Below are 16,352 nucleotides of genomic sequence, written 5' to 3' on the forward strand. Positions count from 1 at the left end.
CCCTGTGCGGACTGAGAGGTCGTGCCAGAACCAGCGTTCCGCCGGCTGCCGGTGGGCTTCTCCCTGGGGTGCGCGCGGTCGTCGCTGCGACCGCGAGCCCGCCAAGCGGCTGATCCTCAGGGCGGGTCGCGGATCCGCCTCCCGGAGAGCCTGGGACCATTCGCCCATGGCTCTCAGGGCTGGCAGTACTCCGAGTGCGGCAACGACGCGACTCGTCCTGCTGACGCTTGCCGCTGGTCAGTTCCTGATGGCGCTCGACAGCTCTGTCATGAACGTATCGATTGCGACGGTAGCCGATGACGTGGGCTCAACGGTGACCGGTATCCAAGGGGCCATCACGGCGTACACCCTTGTCATGGCGATGCTCATGATCCCCGGAGGCAAGGTTGGCGCCCTGATCGGCCGCAAGCGCGCATTCATGATCGGTTGCGGCATCTACGGTTGTGGTTCCCTCACCACGGCCTTGGCGCCCAACCTGCCTGTGCTGCTGCTCGGCTGGTCCTTCCTCGAAGGGGTCGGCGCGGCGCTCATCCTGCCTGCCATCGTGGCGCTCGTCGCAGGCAACTTCGGCACGGAACAGCGTCCAACCGCCTACGGACTCGTCGCGGCAGCAGGGGCTGTTGCGATCGCGCTCGGGCCGCTCATCGGCGGTGTCGCGACGACCTACTTCTCGTGGCGATGGGTCTTCGCCGGGGAGGTCCTGGTGGTCCTCGTCATTCTCGCGCTTGCCCGTCGCATCGCTGACGCCGCCGGCGGCGAACGCCCGCGCCTCGATCTCATCGGAGCCGTGCTCTCCGCGCTCGGGCTCGGGTCCTTCGTCTACGGCGTGCTCCGCTCGGACGAATGGGGCTGGTTCCGGCCGAAGCCCGACGCGCCATCGTGGCTCGGGGTCTCCCTGGTCGTCTGGTTGATGCTCGCCGGACTGCTTCTGATCTGGCTCTTCCTCCGCTGGGAGATTCGACTCGTGGAGAGGCGCAGGGAGCCGCTCATCGCCCCCTCCATGCTCGAGAACAAGCAGCTCACGGGTGGACTGACGATGTTCTTCTTCCAGTACCTCGTGCAGATGGGCGTGTTCTTCGTCGTACCGCTGTACCTGTCGGTCGCGCTGGGCCTTTCCGCGCTCGCGACCGGCGCTCGCCTCCTGCCGCTCTCCATTTCGCTGCTGGCTGCCGCGGTGCTGATCCCCCGCTTCCTCCCCGACGTCTCGCCGCGGCGTGTGGTGCGGCTCGGGGTTGTCGCCCTGCTCGCCGGTGCAGTCGTTCTGATGGCCACGCTGGATGTGGGGGCCGGTGCGGAGATCGTCACCGTCCCTCTTCTGTTGATCGGGCTCGGCATGGGATCGCTGGCGTCCCAGCTGGGGTCGGTCACCGTATCCGCGGTGCCGGAGCGCATGAGCGCAGAAGTCGGCGGCCTCCAGAACGCCGTCACCAACCTCGGCGCCTCCATTGGAACCGCGCTCGCCGGATCGATGATGATCGCCGCGCTCACGTCCTCGTTCCTGACCAGCGTCGAGCAGAACCCGGCGGTCCCGGCCGACGTCAAGGCCAAGGCGAGCGTCGAGCTCCAAAGCGGAGCAGCATTCCTGTCGGACGCCCAGCTCGAAACCGCTCTCCAAGAGGCCGGCACCAGCACGGCAATGGCTCAGGCGACACTCAAAGCGAACACCGAAGCGAGACTCGTCGGACTGCGCGCCGCACTCGCCGCCCTTGCGTTCAGCGCTGTCCTGGCGCTGTTCTTCACGCATCGGATTCCGACGGTCCAGCCCCGGTCGAGGCAGGCATAGCCGCTGACACTGGCAACCCTCCTGTAGGCCCGCCCAAGGCAGCCCACGCACACGGGGCCCACGCCTCGCGGCGCGAGAGATCGCAGTCGGCATGGGACCAGCGCGCTCGATCCGGCAGTCCGGCTCGACGCGCGCGACCGGACGAGCGTGCCTACGCTTGAGTCGCAACCACCGGTAGGGAAGGGCATTGCCCACCTGCTTGAGCGGGTGGCAATTCAACTCCCTGCATCGCAAGGAGGCGGGCTCACCATGGCTACTTCACCCGAGACTCCGGTACTCGACACGATCGCCGCCATGACGATCGACTCCATCGAGCACTGCCACATGGACGAGCGGACGCTGATCCTCTCCCGCATCGCCGCACTCGTGGCCATGGACGCACCAGCGATCTCCTACCTGGCCCACATCAACCCTGCCATCAAGGCCGAGTTCACGGTCGAGCAGCTCCAGGACCTCCTCGTCGCCATCGCCCCCGTCGTCGGGACGGCGCGCGTCATGTCGGCCGCAGGCCACATAGCCCAGGCGTTCGGTGTCGCACTCGCTCTGGCCGACAGCGAGGCGGAAGCCATCGCACAGGCCGAAGCCGACAGCCGCGGCGGATCCTAGGCAGCCCGCGCTGCGGGTTGCTGCGGAGCAGCGGAACGCAGAAGGAGCAGGTCGCAGACCTGGGTACATGTGCTGAAGAGGAGGTCCATCGGGGAGTTCAGCGGGCCAGCCAGGTCAGTAGCGTTGTCGTCAGGAACACGGCGACCGCCGCGAGCCAGACCACGAGGTGTGTCGGCCTTGAGGGTCTGGCCGGCACCCGCTCCTCTCCCCCTTCTCCCCCTTCTCCCCCTTGGGACGACAACGCGTCCGCGAACGCCCGGGCGGTTGGTGGCCGGTTCTCAGGTTCCGCCGACAGCGCGGCGCGAAGGAGAGCGTCGATGCCGTCCGGAACACCCAGCTCTCCGGGAATCGTCGGCGACGCCTGCGCCGTCACCTGGGTTGCGCGGCCGCCCGAACCGAACGGCTTGTGCCCGGTCAGCAGCTCGTAGGCGACCACACCGAGGGCGTAGACGTCGGCCCGACCGTCGAACCCGCCGGTCTGGAAGGCCTGTTCGGGCGCCATGTACGCGGGGGTGCCCGTGGTCACGGTCAGCCCCGACGCGTCAGCCAGTTGCTTCGCGCTGCCGAGGTCCGCGACGAGTACGGCGGTGGGTGTGCGGCCGACGTCGAGGAGGAGGTTGGACGGCTTGACGTCACGGTGGACGACGCCTGCGTCATGGAGCACCTGAACGGCGTATGCGGCCTCGGCCGCCAGATGGAGTGCCTCCGAGGGCCGGCAGTGCCCGACCTTCTCAGCCAGCGTGCCGCCTCGGACGTAGTCCATGACGAAGTAGGGCCGGTCGTCCTGGACGCCCACGTCGTGAACCCGTACGACACGTGGGTCGGAGATCCTCCGGAGCAGCCTCGCCTCCGTCAGAAACCGTTGGCGCACATCGGCGTTCGACGCCCAGTTGTCGGCCAGCACCTTGACCGCGACCTCTGTGTCGAGTTCGGGATCGTAAGCTCTCCAGACGGTCGCGAACGAACCTGCTCCCAGTCTGTCCTCGAGGAGGTAACGGCCCAGCTTCTGCACCGGCACCATTGTGCCCGAGACGATGGGGCCGGGAACCGCGGTGCGGTCAGGTGGAGTCCAAGGTCAGTGGAGTCCAAGGCCATAGGTGAACGGGGACGGCAGGGTGATCGAAGAGGATGAGCTGACACGGCTCGTGGCGTCCGCCCAGGCAGGTGACCGGGCGTCCCTGGACCGCCTTCTCGTCAGGCTGCGCCCCACGGTCATGCGCCGCTGCTCCAGGTTTCTCCCGCACCACGCCGACGCCGAAGAGGCCGCTCAGGACGCCCTGCTGTCCATCAGCACCCATCTGCACGAGTTCAGCGGGCGAGGCTCGTTCCTCGGGTGGGTGACAGTGATCGCCTCGAACGCCGCCAGGGCCACGTATCGCTCGATGCGCCGACGCGCGGAGGACAGCCATGCGGTCCTTCCCGAGGGCGCCGACCCTCGGACGACGAGCGTCATCGCGGGGACCCGCCTGGACCTGATGGACTCGCTGGCCGCGCTCGAGGAGCGGCATCCGGCCCTGGTCGAGTCCTTCGTGCTGCGCGACCTGGGCGACCTGACCTATGTTCAGGTCGCGGAGATCACCGACGCTCCGCTGGGTACGGTCAAGGACCGTATCCATCAGGCCCGCCGCTTCATGCGGGACCACCTCGGCGGTGGCTGCTGAGGCGGCCGGTGCTCTCCGCTGCCAAACCCGCATCAGCCGACGACCAGCCGACGACCGAGAGCCGGGAGGGGGTGTCGTGCGAACTCGGACGATCGCCTTCATCCTGACAGCAGCCGTCGGACTCGGCCTGCTGACGGGCCGGTTCGTGCTGCCCGCTCGCTCCGCCGCGGCCGGCCCGTCGCTGACGTCAGGCACTGCGGCGTCCTCGCCCGGTGCCCGCTCCTCGGCACCGAAGCCCGTCGGCGGACCCGTGACAAACGGGAGCCTGCTGGCGGCGGACGCGTTCAGGAAGGCCGGGGTCTCCCGGCGCATCCACGTGCGGGACCGGGTCGGGGACGGCAGGTACGCGAACGCGGCCTGTGCCGGGGAGAAGACCCTCGGCCAGACCTTGGGAGGGCCTGACGCGCACTTCCGCGGGTTGATGACGACCGAGGACACGGACGACAGCGACCCCACGCTGGCGTTGGACATCAAGGATCAGGTCGCGCGAGAAGTCGCCGCTGACGCCAGGAGCCCGGCGTTGGCTCAGAACTTCGCCCAGCGCCTGCTGCTGGAGGAGGAGCCGTGCCAGTCGGAACCGGCCACCCACTGGGTCTACGGACCGACGCACACGATCGATGTCGCTCCGGGGATCACCGCGAGTTGGATGGGTTATTACGACGGTGACCTGAACACCACAGGGACCGCGCCCCGGGGCAAGGAGCCGTGTGGCGGCATCGCCGTGCTCCGCAGCGGCTCTCACTACGGGGTCCTGGAGGTCGACACCTGCCTGGGCACGGCTGCGATGACGCGGATCGTCCGTGCGGCCGTGACGCGGCTCTGAGACGGCCCGAGCCCAGCCGGAGAGTGACGTAGCTCACCCCGGTCGTCGCGGACTTCCATCCAACATCTCGCGGACCTGCGGCATCTCCCTGGTGAACGACGACACCAAGCGTCGTCACCAGACAGGAGATGAGATGTTCGACCACCAAGCAGCCGGCAAGAGGTCCTCGCGTCGCGGTCGTACCGCAGGAGCGGCTGCCGCCGCCGGCGCTGCGTTGATCGCGATCGTCATCGGCACGCATCCCGCCGTCGCGGGCGTGGGCACCCGTGCTCCGAAGCAGTCGGCCACCGCGCTTGCCGCCGCTTCTGCCGCGCCCGGTCTCGGCTCCGCCGACCTGATGCAGAGCGAGGACTTCTTCCAGCAGGGGCTGGCCCCGGTCGGTGCGACCGTGGGACTGACCGGGAACCGGGCTCTCTCGGCGTGCTCCGGCGAGGAGACGATGCGGACGCTGACCAAGGGGAAGGCCGTCGCCCATGCCGATGTGGCCTGGGCCTTCGACACCAAGGGCACCAGACTGACCGAGTCTCTCGCCGACGGTTCCACCGGCACGTCGGCGGCCTCGTACGAGAAGCAGCTCAACAAGCTGGTGCGCAGCTGCCAGGACGAGCCGGCGGGTCACTGGTACTACGGAAAGGCGCATGCGGTCGCCGTCCACGCCGGCGAGGGCAGTTGGTACCCCGCCTACAGTGGCGACGGCACGGTCGCCGGCGGTGTCGCGGTGATCCGTAGCGGTCACCGGGTCGGCATCGTCGAGCTCTCCGGTCAGCCCAGCGACGACTCCGGCTACATGGAAGGCATCGCCGCCGCCGCCATCAACCGGCTGGCCGACTGATCTCCCCGCGGCGCACCTCCTGGGCCGTCCCGCCGTCCATGGGGCCCGATGGCGGGACGCCTCAGGTGACCTGGACGGCGGTTCGGCCCCGTGGGGGTGGCCATGGCCGAACGCATGGTCTCCATGGGATTGTCGACGGCAGTGAGGAGGCGGAGGCCTCAAGAGGGGTCGGTGGCGGCGGCGCGTTTTTTGTGCGCTACGGTGACTCGCTTTTGCCGTAGGACTCTTGGGGGGCTCGATGCGAAGAACTGCAGTGGCCGCGAGTGTCGTCACCGTACTCGGGCCGCTTCTCCTGGCCGGCGCCTCGACGGCGTCGGCCGCGGCCACGGGGTCGCTCACCGTCAGGACGTTGGACCGGAGCGGCAAGACGGTCTACGCCCAGGTGGCGGTCTACAACACGAAGACGTACGACTTCCGCTTCATCGAGAGCAACAAGAAGACATCGCTGCCCAAGGGCAGTTATGAGCTCGCCACGTCCTTCGTCGGCGGCAACGGCGAAGATGCCGTCGTCGGCGGTCACAGTGTGAACGTCTCCGGGGCCACGACGACCACCTTCGACGGCCGCAAGGGCCGCGCGGTCAAGGTCTCGCTCAGCCCCGGCCCGGGCAGCGGATACGACCACATGGTCAGCGCGGCCGTCTGCGCCACCGACAACGGCCCGGCCACCATGAGCATCTCGGCCGGGTCGGGTGACCTGTACGCCATCCCGAACAGCAGCAGGGCGTACGAGCTCGCCTACGGCACCACCTACCAGCCGCGGGCGGCGACCGGCGGGGACTTCTGGCTGGCGTCCGCCACGCACAGCCGTGGCGTGCCGTCCGGGGTGTCCGCCAAGCTCGGGAAGTCCGGGCTGACCACCCTCAAGGTGTCCGCCCGTTCCGGCCCCGACAGCGGACAGGCGCGGTTCTCGTTCAACGGCGGGTCGACGGGCGGTGACGACTGCTCGTCATCCATGAACAACCTCGACTTCCAGCGTGACCTGCCCAACTCCTTCAGCGTCCATCTCCCGGCCGGCCAGTGGCAGGTGGGCCAGCAGAGCCACGACTACGTCTACGGCGGGTTCCACAAGTACGCGGCCGGCAGGACGACCTCTCTGTCCCTCGGCCACGCCGTCTGGGGTCCCGGCGGGCAGCTGCCGTACACCTGGTACCACCAGCTGTACTTCGGGAACGACAATCCGTTCGCCGACCCCCGCTTCACGGCAGGAGGGGTCCTGGCCTCCGGCACCGTGAAGCTGACTCACGCGGGCAAGACGCTCTACTCGCACAGCTACACCCCCTCGCGGGGGATCGACCCGCATCCGCACATCCCGGGGTCGGGCTGGTACACGATCACCGAAACCGCCCACCGGGCCGGCCTGCCGTCCGGCTCGCTGTCGACCTCCTCCAGCCTCTCCCTGCACTTCTACGCCGACGCCGGCAAGAACCAGCAGATCCGGGACTACATCACCCGGTTCTGGCCCGAGGCGCTGAACTCCAGGAACCAGGCGGCCGCCGGTTCGACCACGATCGTCGACCTGGGCATGCAGCGCCTCGGCACCGGCGACGGGACGATCGGCCGGCTGTCGGACGGTGTGAAGTCGGTGCGTGCCTGGTACACCACCGACAAGGGCGCCCACTGGCACGCGGTGACCGCGAAGCTGTCCGGCGGCAAGTGGACCGTCGCCGTGCACAACCCGGGCTCCGGCCGCGTGGGCCTGCGCTCGACGGTCACGGACACCCACGGGGACAGCTCGACGACGACGGTGTACGACGCGTACGCGGTGGGCTGAGCAGCACCAGGAACACCGCATCGGGCCGCCTGGCTCAGGGCGCGGGCGGGGCGGCCTGGACGAGGCCCGACCGGATGCCGACCACCGCGAGCCCGGCCAGGGCGGCCTCGAGGGCGCCCAAGCCGACGGCGGCCAAAACGGCCGCCCAGGCCAGGGCGACGTACCGGCAGCTCCGCCGCAGGGTCTACCCCGGCACAGGTCCAGGAGAAGCGGCACCGCCTCCCAGGGCGTCGCGCAGTACGGCGATCGCCTGGGCGAGGCCGCGCGGGTGGCGTGGGCGGCGCGAGGCGGGCCGCAGGGCGCCGCGACGGGGACTGGGCCGCCACCCTGCAACCCCTCACCTCGGTCTTCCTGCTCGCCCGCGCGGCAGTGCCCCAACTGGCCCGTCGCGGGGCGCGAACGGTTCGGCGGCAGTCCGTCCGGTGCCGCACCAAAGTTTTCGCCTCATCGAGACGGAAACCGCAGGTCAGAGACTTGAGGTCGCGGAGGGCTGGTGGATCTGTGCCCACGGCCACAGCAAACGGGTTGCGCGTGGGCTCATACTGAGCCATGACAAAGCCTGCTGCGCCCAAGCGTCATCTGCCTACCAGCCCCTTCAAGGCCCCGGTCACACCGGCCCCCAAGCACTTCGCCGTGGGTGACCAGGTCACCCATGACGTGTACGGCCTCGGCCGGGTCATCGGCATCGAGGACGGGGTCGCCGCGCTCGTGGACTTCGGCTCGGCGCAGATGCGGATCCTGAGCCCGTACGCCAAGATGACCAAGCTGTAGGACCACTGTGCCCGGTCACGGCACACCGGGTCCCGTCCGGGACCTGTAGCGAAAGAGAGCCCTCTCATCGATCTGACGTCGCTGTTCTCCGCCCTGGAAGGACAACCCCGCTGCTCCGCCGCGGCATCGCCGCCTCCGGCGACGAACCCCTTCCAGGCCCCCGACTTCGGGGAGGACGACACCCTGCCGCTCGACGACCCCCAGGAGCCCGCCTCGGACATGCGCCCGACGCGTCCCAAGGCGGCTCGACGCTCGTGAGCTGAGTGCCGAGTGCGCCCCTGGGGCGGCGAGGAAAGCTGCCACGGCGAGCCCACATCTGCGTACCCGCCGGAGTTAGGGTTGTCGCACGACGCGGATGGCACCGGGTCCTGCCACGGAAAGACCGGTGCCAGGCACGCCCGGGGCCCCCGCCGCGTCCCCGAAACGAAGGTGCCATGCCCGCTGAGAACGTCTCCGCCGCCGGCAATCTCGACGACGACGACTATCCCGCCTACACCATGGGGCGGGCAGCCGACGTTCTCGGCGCCACCCCCGCCTTCCTCCGGGCCGTCGGCGAAGCCGGGCTGATCACCCCCCTGCGCTCGGACGGCGGCCACCGCCGGTACTCGCGCAGCCAGTTGCGCGTCGCCGCCCGCGCCCGTGAGCTGGTCGACCAGGGCACCCCCATCGAGGCCGCGTGCCGCATCGTCTCCCTCGAGGACCGGCTCGACGACGCCCTCCGGCTGAACCGGGACATGCGCCAGAGGCTGGACGAGCGCGGCACGGATACCTAGTCCCGCCGCTACAGAAATGCACGGTCCGCGGTATGACAATTGCCGGACACGCCGGAAAACACAGCACCGCTTGCGGCCGGTCTGTGTTAGCGTGATAGCAGTTGCAGTTTTGGTTGCCAGAGATTTTTTCTTTGCAGAGCTTTCCGGATCTTTCCGGAGGGGTGATCATCGCGGCGACTCGGCTCCGCAAAGTGCGGAGTCCGGCACTGCCCCCCAAGGGAGATTCAATATGGCATCTGGCACCGTGAAGTGGTTCAACGCGGAAAAGGGCTTCGGCTTCATCGAGCAGGACGGCGGCGGCGCTGACGTGTTCGCCCACTACTCGAACATCGCCACCAGCGGCTTCCGCGAGCTTCAGGAAGGCCAGAAGGTGACCTTCGACGTCACGCAGGGCCAGAAGGGCCCGCAGGCCGAGAACATCGTTCCCGCCTGACGCTGACGCGAAATCGTCGCGAGCCCACGGTTCGCGCATCATGTGGCTGGGGCCCGCGCTCTCAGGGGTGCGGGCCCCAGCTCATTCATTTTTCTTTCGGCTCATTCTTGCGAATCCCGTGCGGTCGTCACCGCTGGACGGAAATTCCTCGATACGCCGCATCGAGGAAGGTTCCTCCATGAACCGCACCCGTCGCACCGGCGGCACATCCGCTGGTTTCCGCGCGGACAGAAAATCCACCCGTTCGGCGGGCTCCGCTCCCGGCAGCCGCGGGCGCAAGGCCGGCCAGGGCGCCCGCCCCGCGCCGCGCCGGCAGGAGTTCGCCCTGCCGGTCACCCTCACCGAGCCGCTGCCCGCGGCTCGGACGTTCGCCGAAATGGACATGCCGGAACGGCTGTCGGCCGCCCTCGGCACCGAGGGCGTGACCGTGCCCTTCCCGATCCAGGCGGCCACGCTGCCGAACGCACTCGCGGGCCGCGACGTCCTGGGCCGCGGTCGTACGGGTTCGGGCAAGACCCTCGCCTTCGGCCTGCCGCTGCTGGCCCGCCTGGACGGCCAGCGGGCCCAGCCCCGGCAGCCGCTCGCCCTCGTCCTCGTGCCGACCCGGGAACTGGCCCAGCAGGTCACCGACGCGCTCACCCCGTACGCCCGAGCCCTGCACCTGCGGCTGGCCACCGTGGTCGGCGGCGTGTCGATCGGCCGCCAGGCGGGTGTGCTGCGCGGCGGGGCGGAGGTCGTCGTCGCGACCCCCGGCCGCCTCAAGGACCTGCTGGAGCGAGGCGCCTGCCGGCTGGACCAGGTCGCCGTCACCGTTCTGGACGAGGCCGACCAGATGGCCGACATGGGCTTCATGCCGCAGGTGACCGCGCTGCTCGACCAAGTGCCGTCCCGAGGGCAACGGCTGCTCTTCTCGGCCACCCTGGACCGCAACATCGACCTCCTGGTGCGCCGCTACCTCCACGACCCCGTCGTGCACTCGGTCGACCCGTCCGCGGGAGCCGTCACCACGATGGAGCACCACCTGCTGCACGTGCACGACGACGACAAGCACACCGCGGCGACGCAGATCGCCGCCCGCGACGGACGCGTGCTCATGTTCCTGGACACCAAGCACGCGGCGGACCGGCTGGCCAAGCACCTGCTGTCCGTCGGGGTGCGAGCCGCGGCCCTGCACGGCGGCAAGTCGCAGCCGCAGCGCAACCGGACACTCGCCCAGTTCAAGGACGGCCACGTCACGGTTCTGGTCGCCACCAACGTCGCCGCCCGCGGTATCCACGTCGAGGGCCTCGACCTCGTCGTGAACGTCGATCCTCCCGGCGACCACAAGGACTACCTGCACCGCGGCGGCCGTACGGCACGCGCGGGCGAGTCCGGCACCGTCGTCACCCTCGTCCTGCCGCACCAGCGGCGCGCGGTGGACCGCCTCATGGCCGACGCCGGCATCGCCCCACGCACCGCCCGGGTCCGCCCGGGCGAGGCCGAACTGCAGCGCATCACCGGCGCCCGCACCCCCTCCGGCGTACCCGTGACCCTGGCCGCACCGGCCGACGGACGGGATCAGGGCAACGGATCCGCCGGACGGCAACGCAGCGGCCGGACCGCCACCCGGCGCCGTCGCCCTGCCCGGAGGAACAACGCCTAGCGCGGAGGCAGGGAGTGCGTCCCGTCCTCCTCAGCGCGGTCCCCGGCCGGCCGCAAGCAGGGAACGGGCCACGATCAGCCGCATGATCTCGTTGGTGCCCTCCAGGATCTGATGCACCCGCAGGTCGCGCACGATCTTCTCGATGCCGTACTCGGTCAGGTAGCCGTAGCCGCCGTGCAGCTGGAGCGCGCCGTCGGCGGCCGCGAAGCCCGCGTCGGTCGCCACCCGCTTGGCCATCGCGCACAGGGTGACCGCGTTCGCGTCGCCGGCGTCCAGCGCGGCCGCGGCACGCCACAGCAGGGCGCGGGCGGCCTCGAGCTCGGTGGCCAGGTCGGCCAGCCGGAACTGCAGGGCCTGCGACTCGATCAGCGGCTTGCCGAAGGCTTCCCGTTCGCGCAGATAGGCGACGGTGCGCTCCAGGGCGGCCGCACCGCCGCCGAGCGAGCAGGCGCCGATGTTCAGCCGGCCGCTGTTCAGGCCGGTCATCGCGATACGGAAGCCACGGCCCTCGCCGCCGAGCAGGTTGGCGGCCGGCACCCGCACGTCGCGCAGCACGACCTGGCGGGTGGGCTGCGCGTGCCAGCCCATCTTGCGTTCCTCGGGGCCGAAGGACAGACCCGGGGTGCCGTCCTCGACCAGCAGGGCCGAGATGCCGTCGGCGCCGGGTCCGCCGGTGCGGGCCATGACGAGGTAGACGTCCGAGGTCCCGGCGCCGGAGATGAACTGCTTGACGCCGTTCAGCACGTACGCGTCGCCGTCGCGCACCGCGGTGGTGCGCAGGGCCGCGGCGTCCGAGCCGCAGCCCGGCTCGGTCAGGCAGTAACTGGCCAGGAACTGCATGGAACACAGGTGGGGCAGGAAGCGGTCGCGCTGCCGGGTGTCGCCGAAGGTGTCGATCATCGTGGCGACCATGTTGTGGATGGACAGGTACGCCGCCACGGCCGGGCAGCCCGTGGACAGCCCCTCGAAGACGAGGGTTCCGGCCAGCCGGGACAGACCGGAACCCCCCGCGTCCTCCCGTACGGTGATGCCGCCCATGCCGAGCTGGGCGGCCTTGCGCAGGGTGTCGACGGGAAAGTGGTGCGTCTCGTCCCACTCCACCGCGCACGGGGCCAGATGCTCGTCCGCGAAGTCCCGCGCGGTGCGGGCTATGTCCTGGAGCTCGTCGGTCAGGGTGAACATCTTCTCCTCGTTTTCCGTGGTGACGGATCGAACGCGGCGGCGCGCGCTCCCGGCTCAGCCGCCCTGCGGCACCGCGTCGACGAGTGACTGGTCGATGCCGAGGTCGTCGAGCAGCAGTTGCAGCGGGCCGGTGTCGCGCCGCGGGGCCGGGCGGTCGGCGGCCCACTCGGCCAGTTGCCCGGGCTCGATCCGCAGGCCGCCGACCGCGGCCACCTCGACCCAGGGGTCGGTGTCCGCGGCCCGGAACGCGGCCAGCCCGCTGATCAACGCGTCGCGGAACAGTGTGCGTTCGGAGTCGTCCAGCGAGCGGTAGAGCGATCCGGCGAGTTCGCGGAACACGACGGCGTGTCCGCTCTCGTCGCGCCGGTGCATGTCCACGGTGATCCGGTTCATCGGCTGGATGTCCTGCGCGGTGGCCAGGGTGGACAGGAAGCCGCTGATGGTGGTCTCGGCGGCCAGGGAGAAGGCGATCTCGACCAGGTCGCGTTCGAAGCCGGAGCGGCCCTCGCGGGCCCGGTCGAGGCCCTGGACGACCGTCCAGCCACGCGGGTCGAAGGCCAGGGCGCCGAGGTCGCGCCGGCGCTTGGTGACACCGACCGCGTTGTGGCACATCAGGATGTGGAAGTGCTCGTCGACGATGGTCTGGTGCAGGGCGGTGTAGGACACGTCGTCGCGTCGTACCGGGATCCGCTCCTCCAGCATCAGCCGGCAGGCCGGCAGGATGATCTCGTTCTCGATCGCCGCCGTCTTGGCGTTGTACGCGACCCACGCGGCGGCGAGTATGCGCCGGCGGGCCTGCCGGTCGAGCGGCTCGATGCCGGGGAGCGCGAGCACCGGCACGAGGTGCTCGGGGAAGTCCGGCAGGTCCGGGTCGAAGTGCCCGTCGAGGTCGAGTTCGTCCTTCTTCACCGCGACGCGTCGGCCCCAGCGCAGGGTGAGCTGGGCCAGCAGGTCGCGCTCGTAGCTCGGTCGTTGCGTAGGGGTGTCGGTGGACATGCGATGTCAGCCTCGATGCTGCGGGTCGGCGGAAGGGGTGGCCCCGGCGGTGCCCGGCGCCGGATCGTCGGCGTCGGGCACCAGGCCGGGGTGGGCGGGCAGGGCGAGCCGATCGAGGCGCGCCTGCCAGCGCTCTGCTTCGGCCGACGAGTCCGGGGGTGGTGGGAGCTCGTCAACCGGGTTCAGCCAGCCGGCGACCGGCCGGATGCCGTGCAGGGCGTTGACCGCCCACACGGGCACACCGGCGAGGTCCGCCGCGGTGGCCGTCTCGAAGACCACCGGGTGGCCGGCTTCGGCCACTTCGGCGGTCAGGAGCGCCCGCGTCACTCCGGGCAGCAGATCGGGCCCGGGTGGCGGGAGACAGAGGGTGGGACCGCGCCACCAGACGAGGCTGGTGGTGCCGCCCTCGCGGACGTGTCCGGACGGGGACAGCAGGAGCGGCTCGTCGCCGCCCGCTGCCCGGGCGGCCTCGCGCAGCCGCCCGAGCAGGTCGAGATCCGGTCCTTTGGCCCACGGCAGTTCACGGGGGTCCGCCATGCCGGGGTGCCAGAGCACCACCGGCCCGCCCCGCGGCGGCGCGGGGCGCAGCCACAGGATCAGGCGCGGCCCGAGCGCGCCCGGCCGGGCCTCCACCCGGGGGAACCAGCGCCCCCGGGGCGGCAGCAGGCCCACGGCCGCGCGCAGAAAGCCGGTGACCTGGCCGGACGGTACGCCGAGCAGCCGGCCGCAGGTGTCCCGGAACCTGCACGCGTGGTCCGGCAGCGCCCGTACCCGGCCGTCCTCGACCAGCCATGAGTCGGCGACGAGCGAGGGGGACGGGGCCGGCGCCGGGTCCGCGGCCGGCTCGGGCAGCAGGGCGCCGTGCGGACCGGCGGCCGGGTCCCAGACGTAGCGGCCGGTCCGGGCCGGGGTGGAGGTGCTCATCGGGCCGCGGTGCCCGCCTCGGCCGGGAGCGGCGCACGGTAGGCGCGCAACGGTGCGTCGGCCTTGAGGATCATCTCCTGGTACTCGTCGTGCGGATCGGAGTCGAGCACGATCGCACCTCCCGCCCCGATGCTCAGGTCGTCGCCGTTGCGCACGGCGGTGCGGATGACGATGTTGAGATCGGTGCCGCCGGACAGCCCGAAGTAGCCGAGGGTGCCGGAGTAGACCCCGCGGGCCTCGGTCTCGAGGCGGTCGATGATCTCCATGGTGCGCAGCTTGGGCGCGCCGGTCATGGAGCCGCCGGGGAAGCAGCGCCGCACGCAGTCGACCGCGCCGACGGACGGACGCAGCCGCCCCTTGACGGTGGAGACGAGCTGATGCACCGTCTGGTAGCTCTCGACGGCCATGTACGGATCGACGTGCACGCTGCCGACCTCGCACACCTGGCCGAGATCGTTGCGCAGCAGGTCGACGATCATCAGGTTCTCCGCCTGCGTCTTCGCGCTGGCCCTGAGTTCGGCGGCCAGCGCCGCGTCCCGCTCGGGGTCGGCGTCGCGCGGGGCGGTGCCCTTGATCGGCTTGCTCTCCACCCGCCCGTCCCGCTCGATCCGCAGGAAGCGCTCCGGTGAGGAGCAGAACACCGTCACTCCGTCGATGCGCAGGAACGCGGAGTACGGCGCCGGGTTCAGCCGCCGCAGCCGGCGGTAGAACTCCGTGTCGTCGTCGTCGAAGGGCAGATGCAGCTTGTTGGTCAGGCAGATCTCGTAGCTCTCGCCGCGGATCAGCTGACGCTGCGCCGCGCGGACGTCGTCCTCGTACCCGGCCTGCCCGCGCACCAGGTGCTCGGCGGGGTCGGGTGCCGGGCCCGCGTCGGTCCGGTCCGGCACCGGTGCCGGGCGCAGCTGCACCAGGCGGGCCGCGGTGCGCTCGATCCAGGCGCGGGCCTCGTCCTCGGTCCGCTCGTCGTAGAGCGCCAGCACGTAGGTGCGGTTCTCCAGATGGTCGACCGCGACCAGCCGGTCGGCGAGCATCCAGGCGGCGTCCGGGGTGTCGGCGGAGTGCCGGACGCTCGCGCCGCACTCGGCCTTCAGCTCGTACCCGAAGTAGCCCACATAGCCGCCGGTCAGGTCGAACGGCAGCGCGCCCGGATCGACCGCGCGCTCGCGCAGCCGCGCCTGCAGCACGTCGAACACGCTGCCGCTGAGCACGCGGACGCCGGAGGCGTCGCGCGCCTTGACCGCCGCGGCGCCGACCCGGTACGTGAGCACCTCGCTGAGCGGCCCGCCGGCGTCGCCCAGGAACGAGAAGCGCGACAGTCCGGCCTCCACCCGGCTGCTGTCGAGCCAGAAGCTGTCCGGGCTGTCGGCGAACAGCTCCAGGAACACCGCCTCGGTGTCGACCGCTTCGGGCAGGTCGGTGCTCAGGACCCGCAGTCGCCCGGCCGGGGCGGAGCCGGTGTCCCGAGGCTCTGCGTCGGCCGTTGCCTGCGCGGCCGGCGGCTGCTCACCGGCCCGGGCGCGCGCGGCCGCGGTACGGCGGGTCAGCTCGGTGAAGTTGGCGACGAGTTCCCGTCCGAACTCCGAGGCGATCGACTCCGGGTGGAACTGCACGCCCCAGCGCGGCAGGTCGCGGTGGCGCAGCGCCATGATCACACCGTCCTCGGAGCGGGCGGTGGCGATCAGGGTGTCGGGCAGCGGCTCCTGGACGCACAGCGAGTGGTAGCGCACCGCGGTGAACTCGGTGGGGATGCCCGCGAAGAGTTCGTCGTCGTTGTGCTTGACCGTGGTCAGATGGCCGTGCCGCGGCTCCGGGGCGGAGGAGACGGTGCCGCCGGCCAGGTGCGCGATGGCCTGGTGGCCCAGGCACACGCCGAGCACCGGCAGGGTGGTGCGCCGCAGCAGGTCGTCGACGTGTCCGAGGTCGCGGCCGTTCTGCGGCCGGCCGGGCCCCGGTGAGACGACGATGTTGTCGAACCCGTCCAGCGGCATCGTGGCGAGGGCGGGGTCGTCGTTGACGACCACCACCGGGTCGACGCCGGTGACCTGGGAGATCAGCTGGAAGAGATTGAAGCTGTACGAGTCGTGGTTGTCGACTAGCAGGGTGCGCACTCGAATACTCCTGGTTCAAGGGCGTTCGGCAGCCGGTCGGGCTCGCC

At 70.7% G+C, this 16,352-nt stretch carries 15 protein-coding genes; 10 read left to right on the plus strand and 5 right to left on the minus strand.

The genetic code is table 11. The features are described from left to right. Positions 1–166 precede the first annotated feature (166 nt). Together ACZ404_RS31660 and ACZ404_RS31665 are read left to right on the plus strand one after the other, a co-directional pair. Entirely contained in the window at positions 167–1,783 is a 1,617-nt protein-coding gene (locus tag ACZ404_RS31660; protein WP_468445876.1) for an MFS transporter, read from the plus strand. Between the two features lie 249 nt (positions 1,784–2,032). After that, positions 2,033–2,389 carry a carboxymuconolactone decarboxylase gene (locus ACZ404_RS31665; protein ID WP_468445878.1) on the plus strand — a complete coding sequence of 119 codons (357 nt, stop codon included), beginning with the start codon at positions 2,033–2,035 and terminating at the stop codon, positions 2,387–2,389. Positions 2,390–2,486: 97 nt separating this feature from the next. Here the strand turns inward: ACZ404_RS31665 and ACZ404_RS31670 are convergent, their stop codons facing one another. After that, positions 2,487–3,401 carry a serine/threonine-protein kinase gene (locus ACZ404_RS31670; protein WP_468445880.1) on the minus strand — a complete coding sequence of 305 codons (915 nt, stop codon included), beginning with the start codon at positions 3,399–3,401 and terminating at the stop codon, positions 2,487–2,489. A 103-nt stretch (positions 3,402–3,504) separates the two neighbouring features. Between ACZ404_RS31670 and ACZ404_RS31675 the strand changes: the two genes are divergently transcribed. From ACZ404_RS31675 to ACZ404_RS31710, 8 genes are all read left to right on the plus strand, one after another. After that, on the plus strand, positions 3,505–4,050 hold the full coding sequence (locus ACZ404_RS31675; RefSeq protein ID WP_468445882.1) for an RNA polymerase sigma factor: 546 nt from the start codon (positions 3,505–3,507) through the stop codon (positions 4,048–4,050). 76 nt (positions 4,051–4,126) lie between these two features. After that, the gene (locus ACZ404_RS31680; protein WP_468445884.1) at positions 4,127–4,873 is read left to right on the plus strand and encodes a hypothetical protein; all 747 of its coding nucleotides are present in this window, start codon (positions 4,127–4,129) and stop codon (positions 4,871–4,873) included. A gap of 133 nt (positions 4,874–5,006) precedes the next feature. After that, the gene (locus tag ACZ404_RS31685; RefSeq protein ID WP_468445886.1) at positions 5,007–5,705 is read left to right on the plus strand and encodes a hypothetical protein; all 699 of its coding nucleotides are present in this window, start codon (positions 5,007–5,009) and stop codon (positions 5,703–5,705) included. A 238-nt stretch (positions 5,706–5,943) separates the two neighbouring features. Continuing rightward, a complete protein-coding gene (locus tag ACZ404_RS31690) occupies positions 5,944–7,476 on the plus strand; it encodes a hypothetical protein (RefSeq protein WP_468445888.1) in 1,533 nt (510 codons plus the stop codon). A 549-nt stretch (positions 7,477–8,025) separates the two neighbouring features. Next, the gene (locus ACZ404_RS31695) at positions 8,026–8,247 is read left to right on the plus strand and encodes a hypothetical protein (protein ID WP_468445890.1); all 222 of its coding nucleotides are present in this window, start codon (positions 8,026–8,028) and stop codon (positions 8,245–8,247) included. A gap of 434 nt (positions 8,248–8,681) precedes the next feature. Next, complete coding sequence (locus ACZ404_RS31700) at positions 8,682–9,020, plus strand: MerR family transcriptional regulator (RefSeq protein ID WP_468445892.1); 339 nt, start codon at positions 8,682–8,684, stop codon at positions 9,018–9,020. A 229-nt stretch (positions 9,021–9,249) separates the two neighbouring features. Further along, a complete protein-coding gene (locus ACZ404_RS31705) occupies positions 9,250–9,453 on the plus strand; it encodes a cold-shock protein (protein ID WP_007383480.1) in 204 nt (67 codons plus the stop codon). A 178-nt stretch (positions 9,454–9,631) separates the two neighbouring features. Continuing rightward, positions 9,632–11,095, plus strand: a complete 1,464-nt coding sequence (locus tag ACZ404_RS31710; protein WP_468445894.1) for a DEAD/DEAH box helicase — start codon at positions 9,632–9,634, stop codon at positions 11,093–11,095. Positions 11,096–11,125: 30 nt separating this feature from the next. Here ACZ404_RS31710 and ACZ404_RS31715 read toward each other — a convergent pair whose 3' ends face one another. From ACZ404_RS31715 to pabB, 4 genes are read right to left on the minus strand one after another with little or no spacing between them, the layout of a single operon-like run. After that, complete coding sequence (locus ACZ404_RS31715) at positions 11,126–12,277, minus strand: acyl-CoA dehydrogenase family protein (protein WP_468445896.1); 1,152 nt, start codon at positions 12,275–12,277, stop codon at positions 11,126–11,128. Between the two features lie 54 nt (positions 12,278–12,331). Then, a complete protein-coding gene (locus tag ACZ404_RS31720; protein ID WP_468445898.1) occupies positions 12,332–13,273 on the minus strand; it encodes a diiron oxygenase in 942 nt (313 codons plus the stop codon). A gap of 6 nt (positions 13,274–13,279) precedes the next feature. Continuing rightward, a complete protein-coding gene (locus tag ACZ404_RS31725) occupies positions 13,280–14,197 on the minus strand; it encodes an aminotransferase class IV (RefSeq protein ID WP_468445900.1) in 918 nt (305 codons plus the stop codon). Further along, the gene (gene pabB, locus ACZ404_RS31730; RefSeq protein WP_468445902.1) at positions 14,194–16,305 is read right to left on the minus strand and encodes an aminodeoxychorismate synthase component I; all 2,112 of its coding nucleotides are present in this window, start codon (positions 16,303–16,305) and stop codon (positions 14,194–14,196) included. Before pabB ends, ACZ404_RS31725 begins: the two co-directional genes overlap by 4 nt. Positions 16,306–16,352 lie beyond the last annotated feature (47 nt).

This window comes from Streptomyces sp. NPDC030798, assembly GCF_055572275.1.

Coding starts and splice junctions, on each gene's coding strand:
- ACZ404_RS31660 (WP_468445876.1), top strand. CDS start 167: ATGGCTCTCAGGGCTGGCAGTACTCCGAGTGCGGCAACGACGCGACTC.
- ACZ404_RS31665 (WP_468445878.1), top strand. CDS start 2,033: ATGGCTACTTCACCCGAGACTCCGGTACTCGACACGATCGCCGCCATG.
- ACZ404_RS31685 (WP_468445886.1), top strand. CDS start 5,007: ATGTTCGACCACCAAGCAGCCGGCAAGAGGTCCTCGCGTCGCGGTCGT.
- ACZ404_RS31690 (WP_468445888.1), top strand. CDS start 5,944: ATGCGAAGAACTGCAGTGGCCGCGAGTGTCGTCACCGTACTCGGGCCG.
- ACZ404_RS31695 (WP_468445890.1), top strand. CDS start 8,026: ATGACAAAGCCTGCTGCGCCCAAGCGTCATCTGCCTACCAGCCCCTTC.
- ACZ404_RS31700 (WP_468445892.1), top strand. CDS start 8,682: ATGCCCGCTGAGAACGTCTCCGCCGCCGGCAATCTCGACGACGACGAC.
- ACZ404_RS31705 (WP_007383480.1), top strand. CDS start 9,250: ATGGCATCTGGCACCGTGAAGTGGTTCAACGCGGAAAAGGGCTTCGGC.
- ACZ404_RS31710 (WP_468445894.1), top strand. CDS start 9,632: ATGAACCGCACCCGTCGCACCGGCGGCACATCCGCTGGTTTCCGCGCG.
- ACZ404_RS31715 (WP_468445896.1), bottom strand. CDS start 12,277: ATGTTCACCCTGACCGACGAGCTCCAGGACATAGCCCGCACCGCGCGG.
- ACZ404_RS31720 (WP_468445898.1), bottom strand. CDS start 13,273: ATGTCCACCGACACCCCTACGCAACGACCGAGCTACGAGCGCGACCTG.
- ACZ404_RS31725 (WP_468445900.1), bottom strand. CDS start 14,197: ATGAGCACCTCCACCCCGGCCCGGACCGGCCGCTACGTCTGGGACCCG.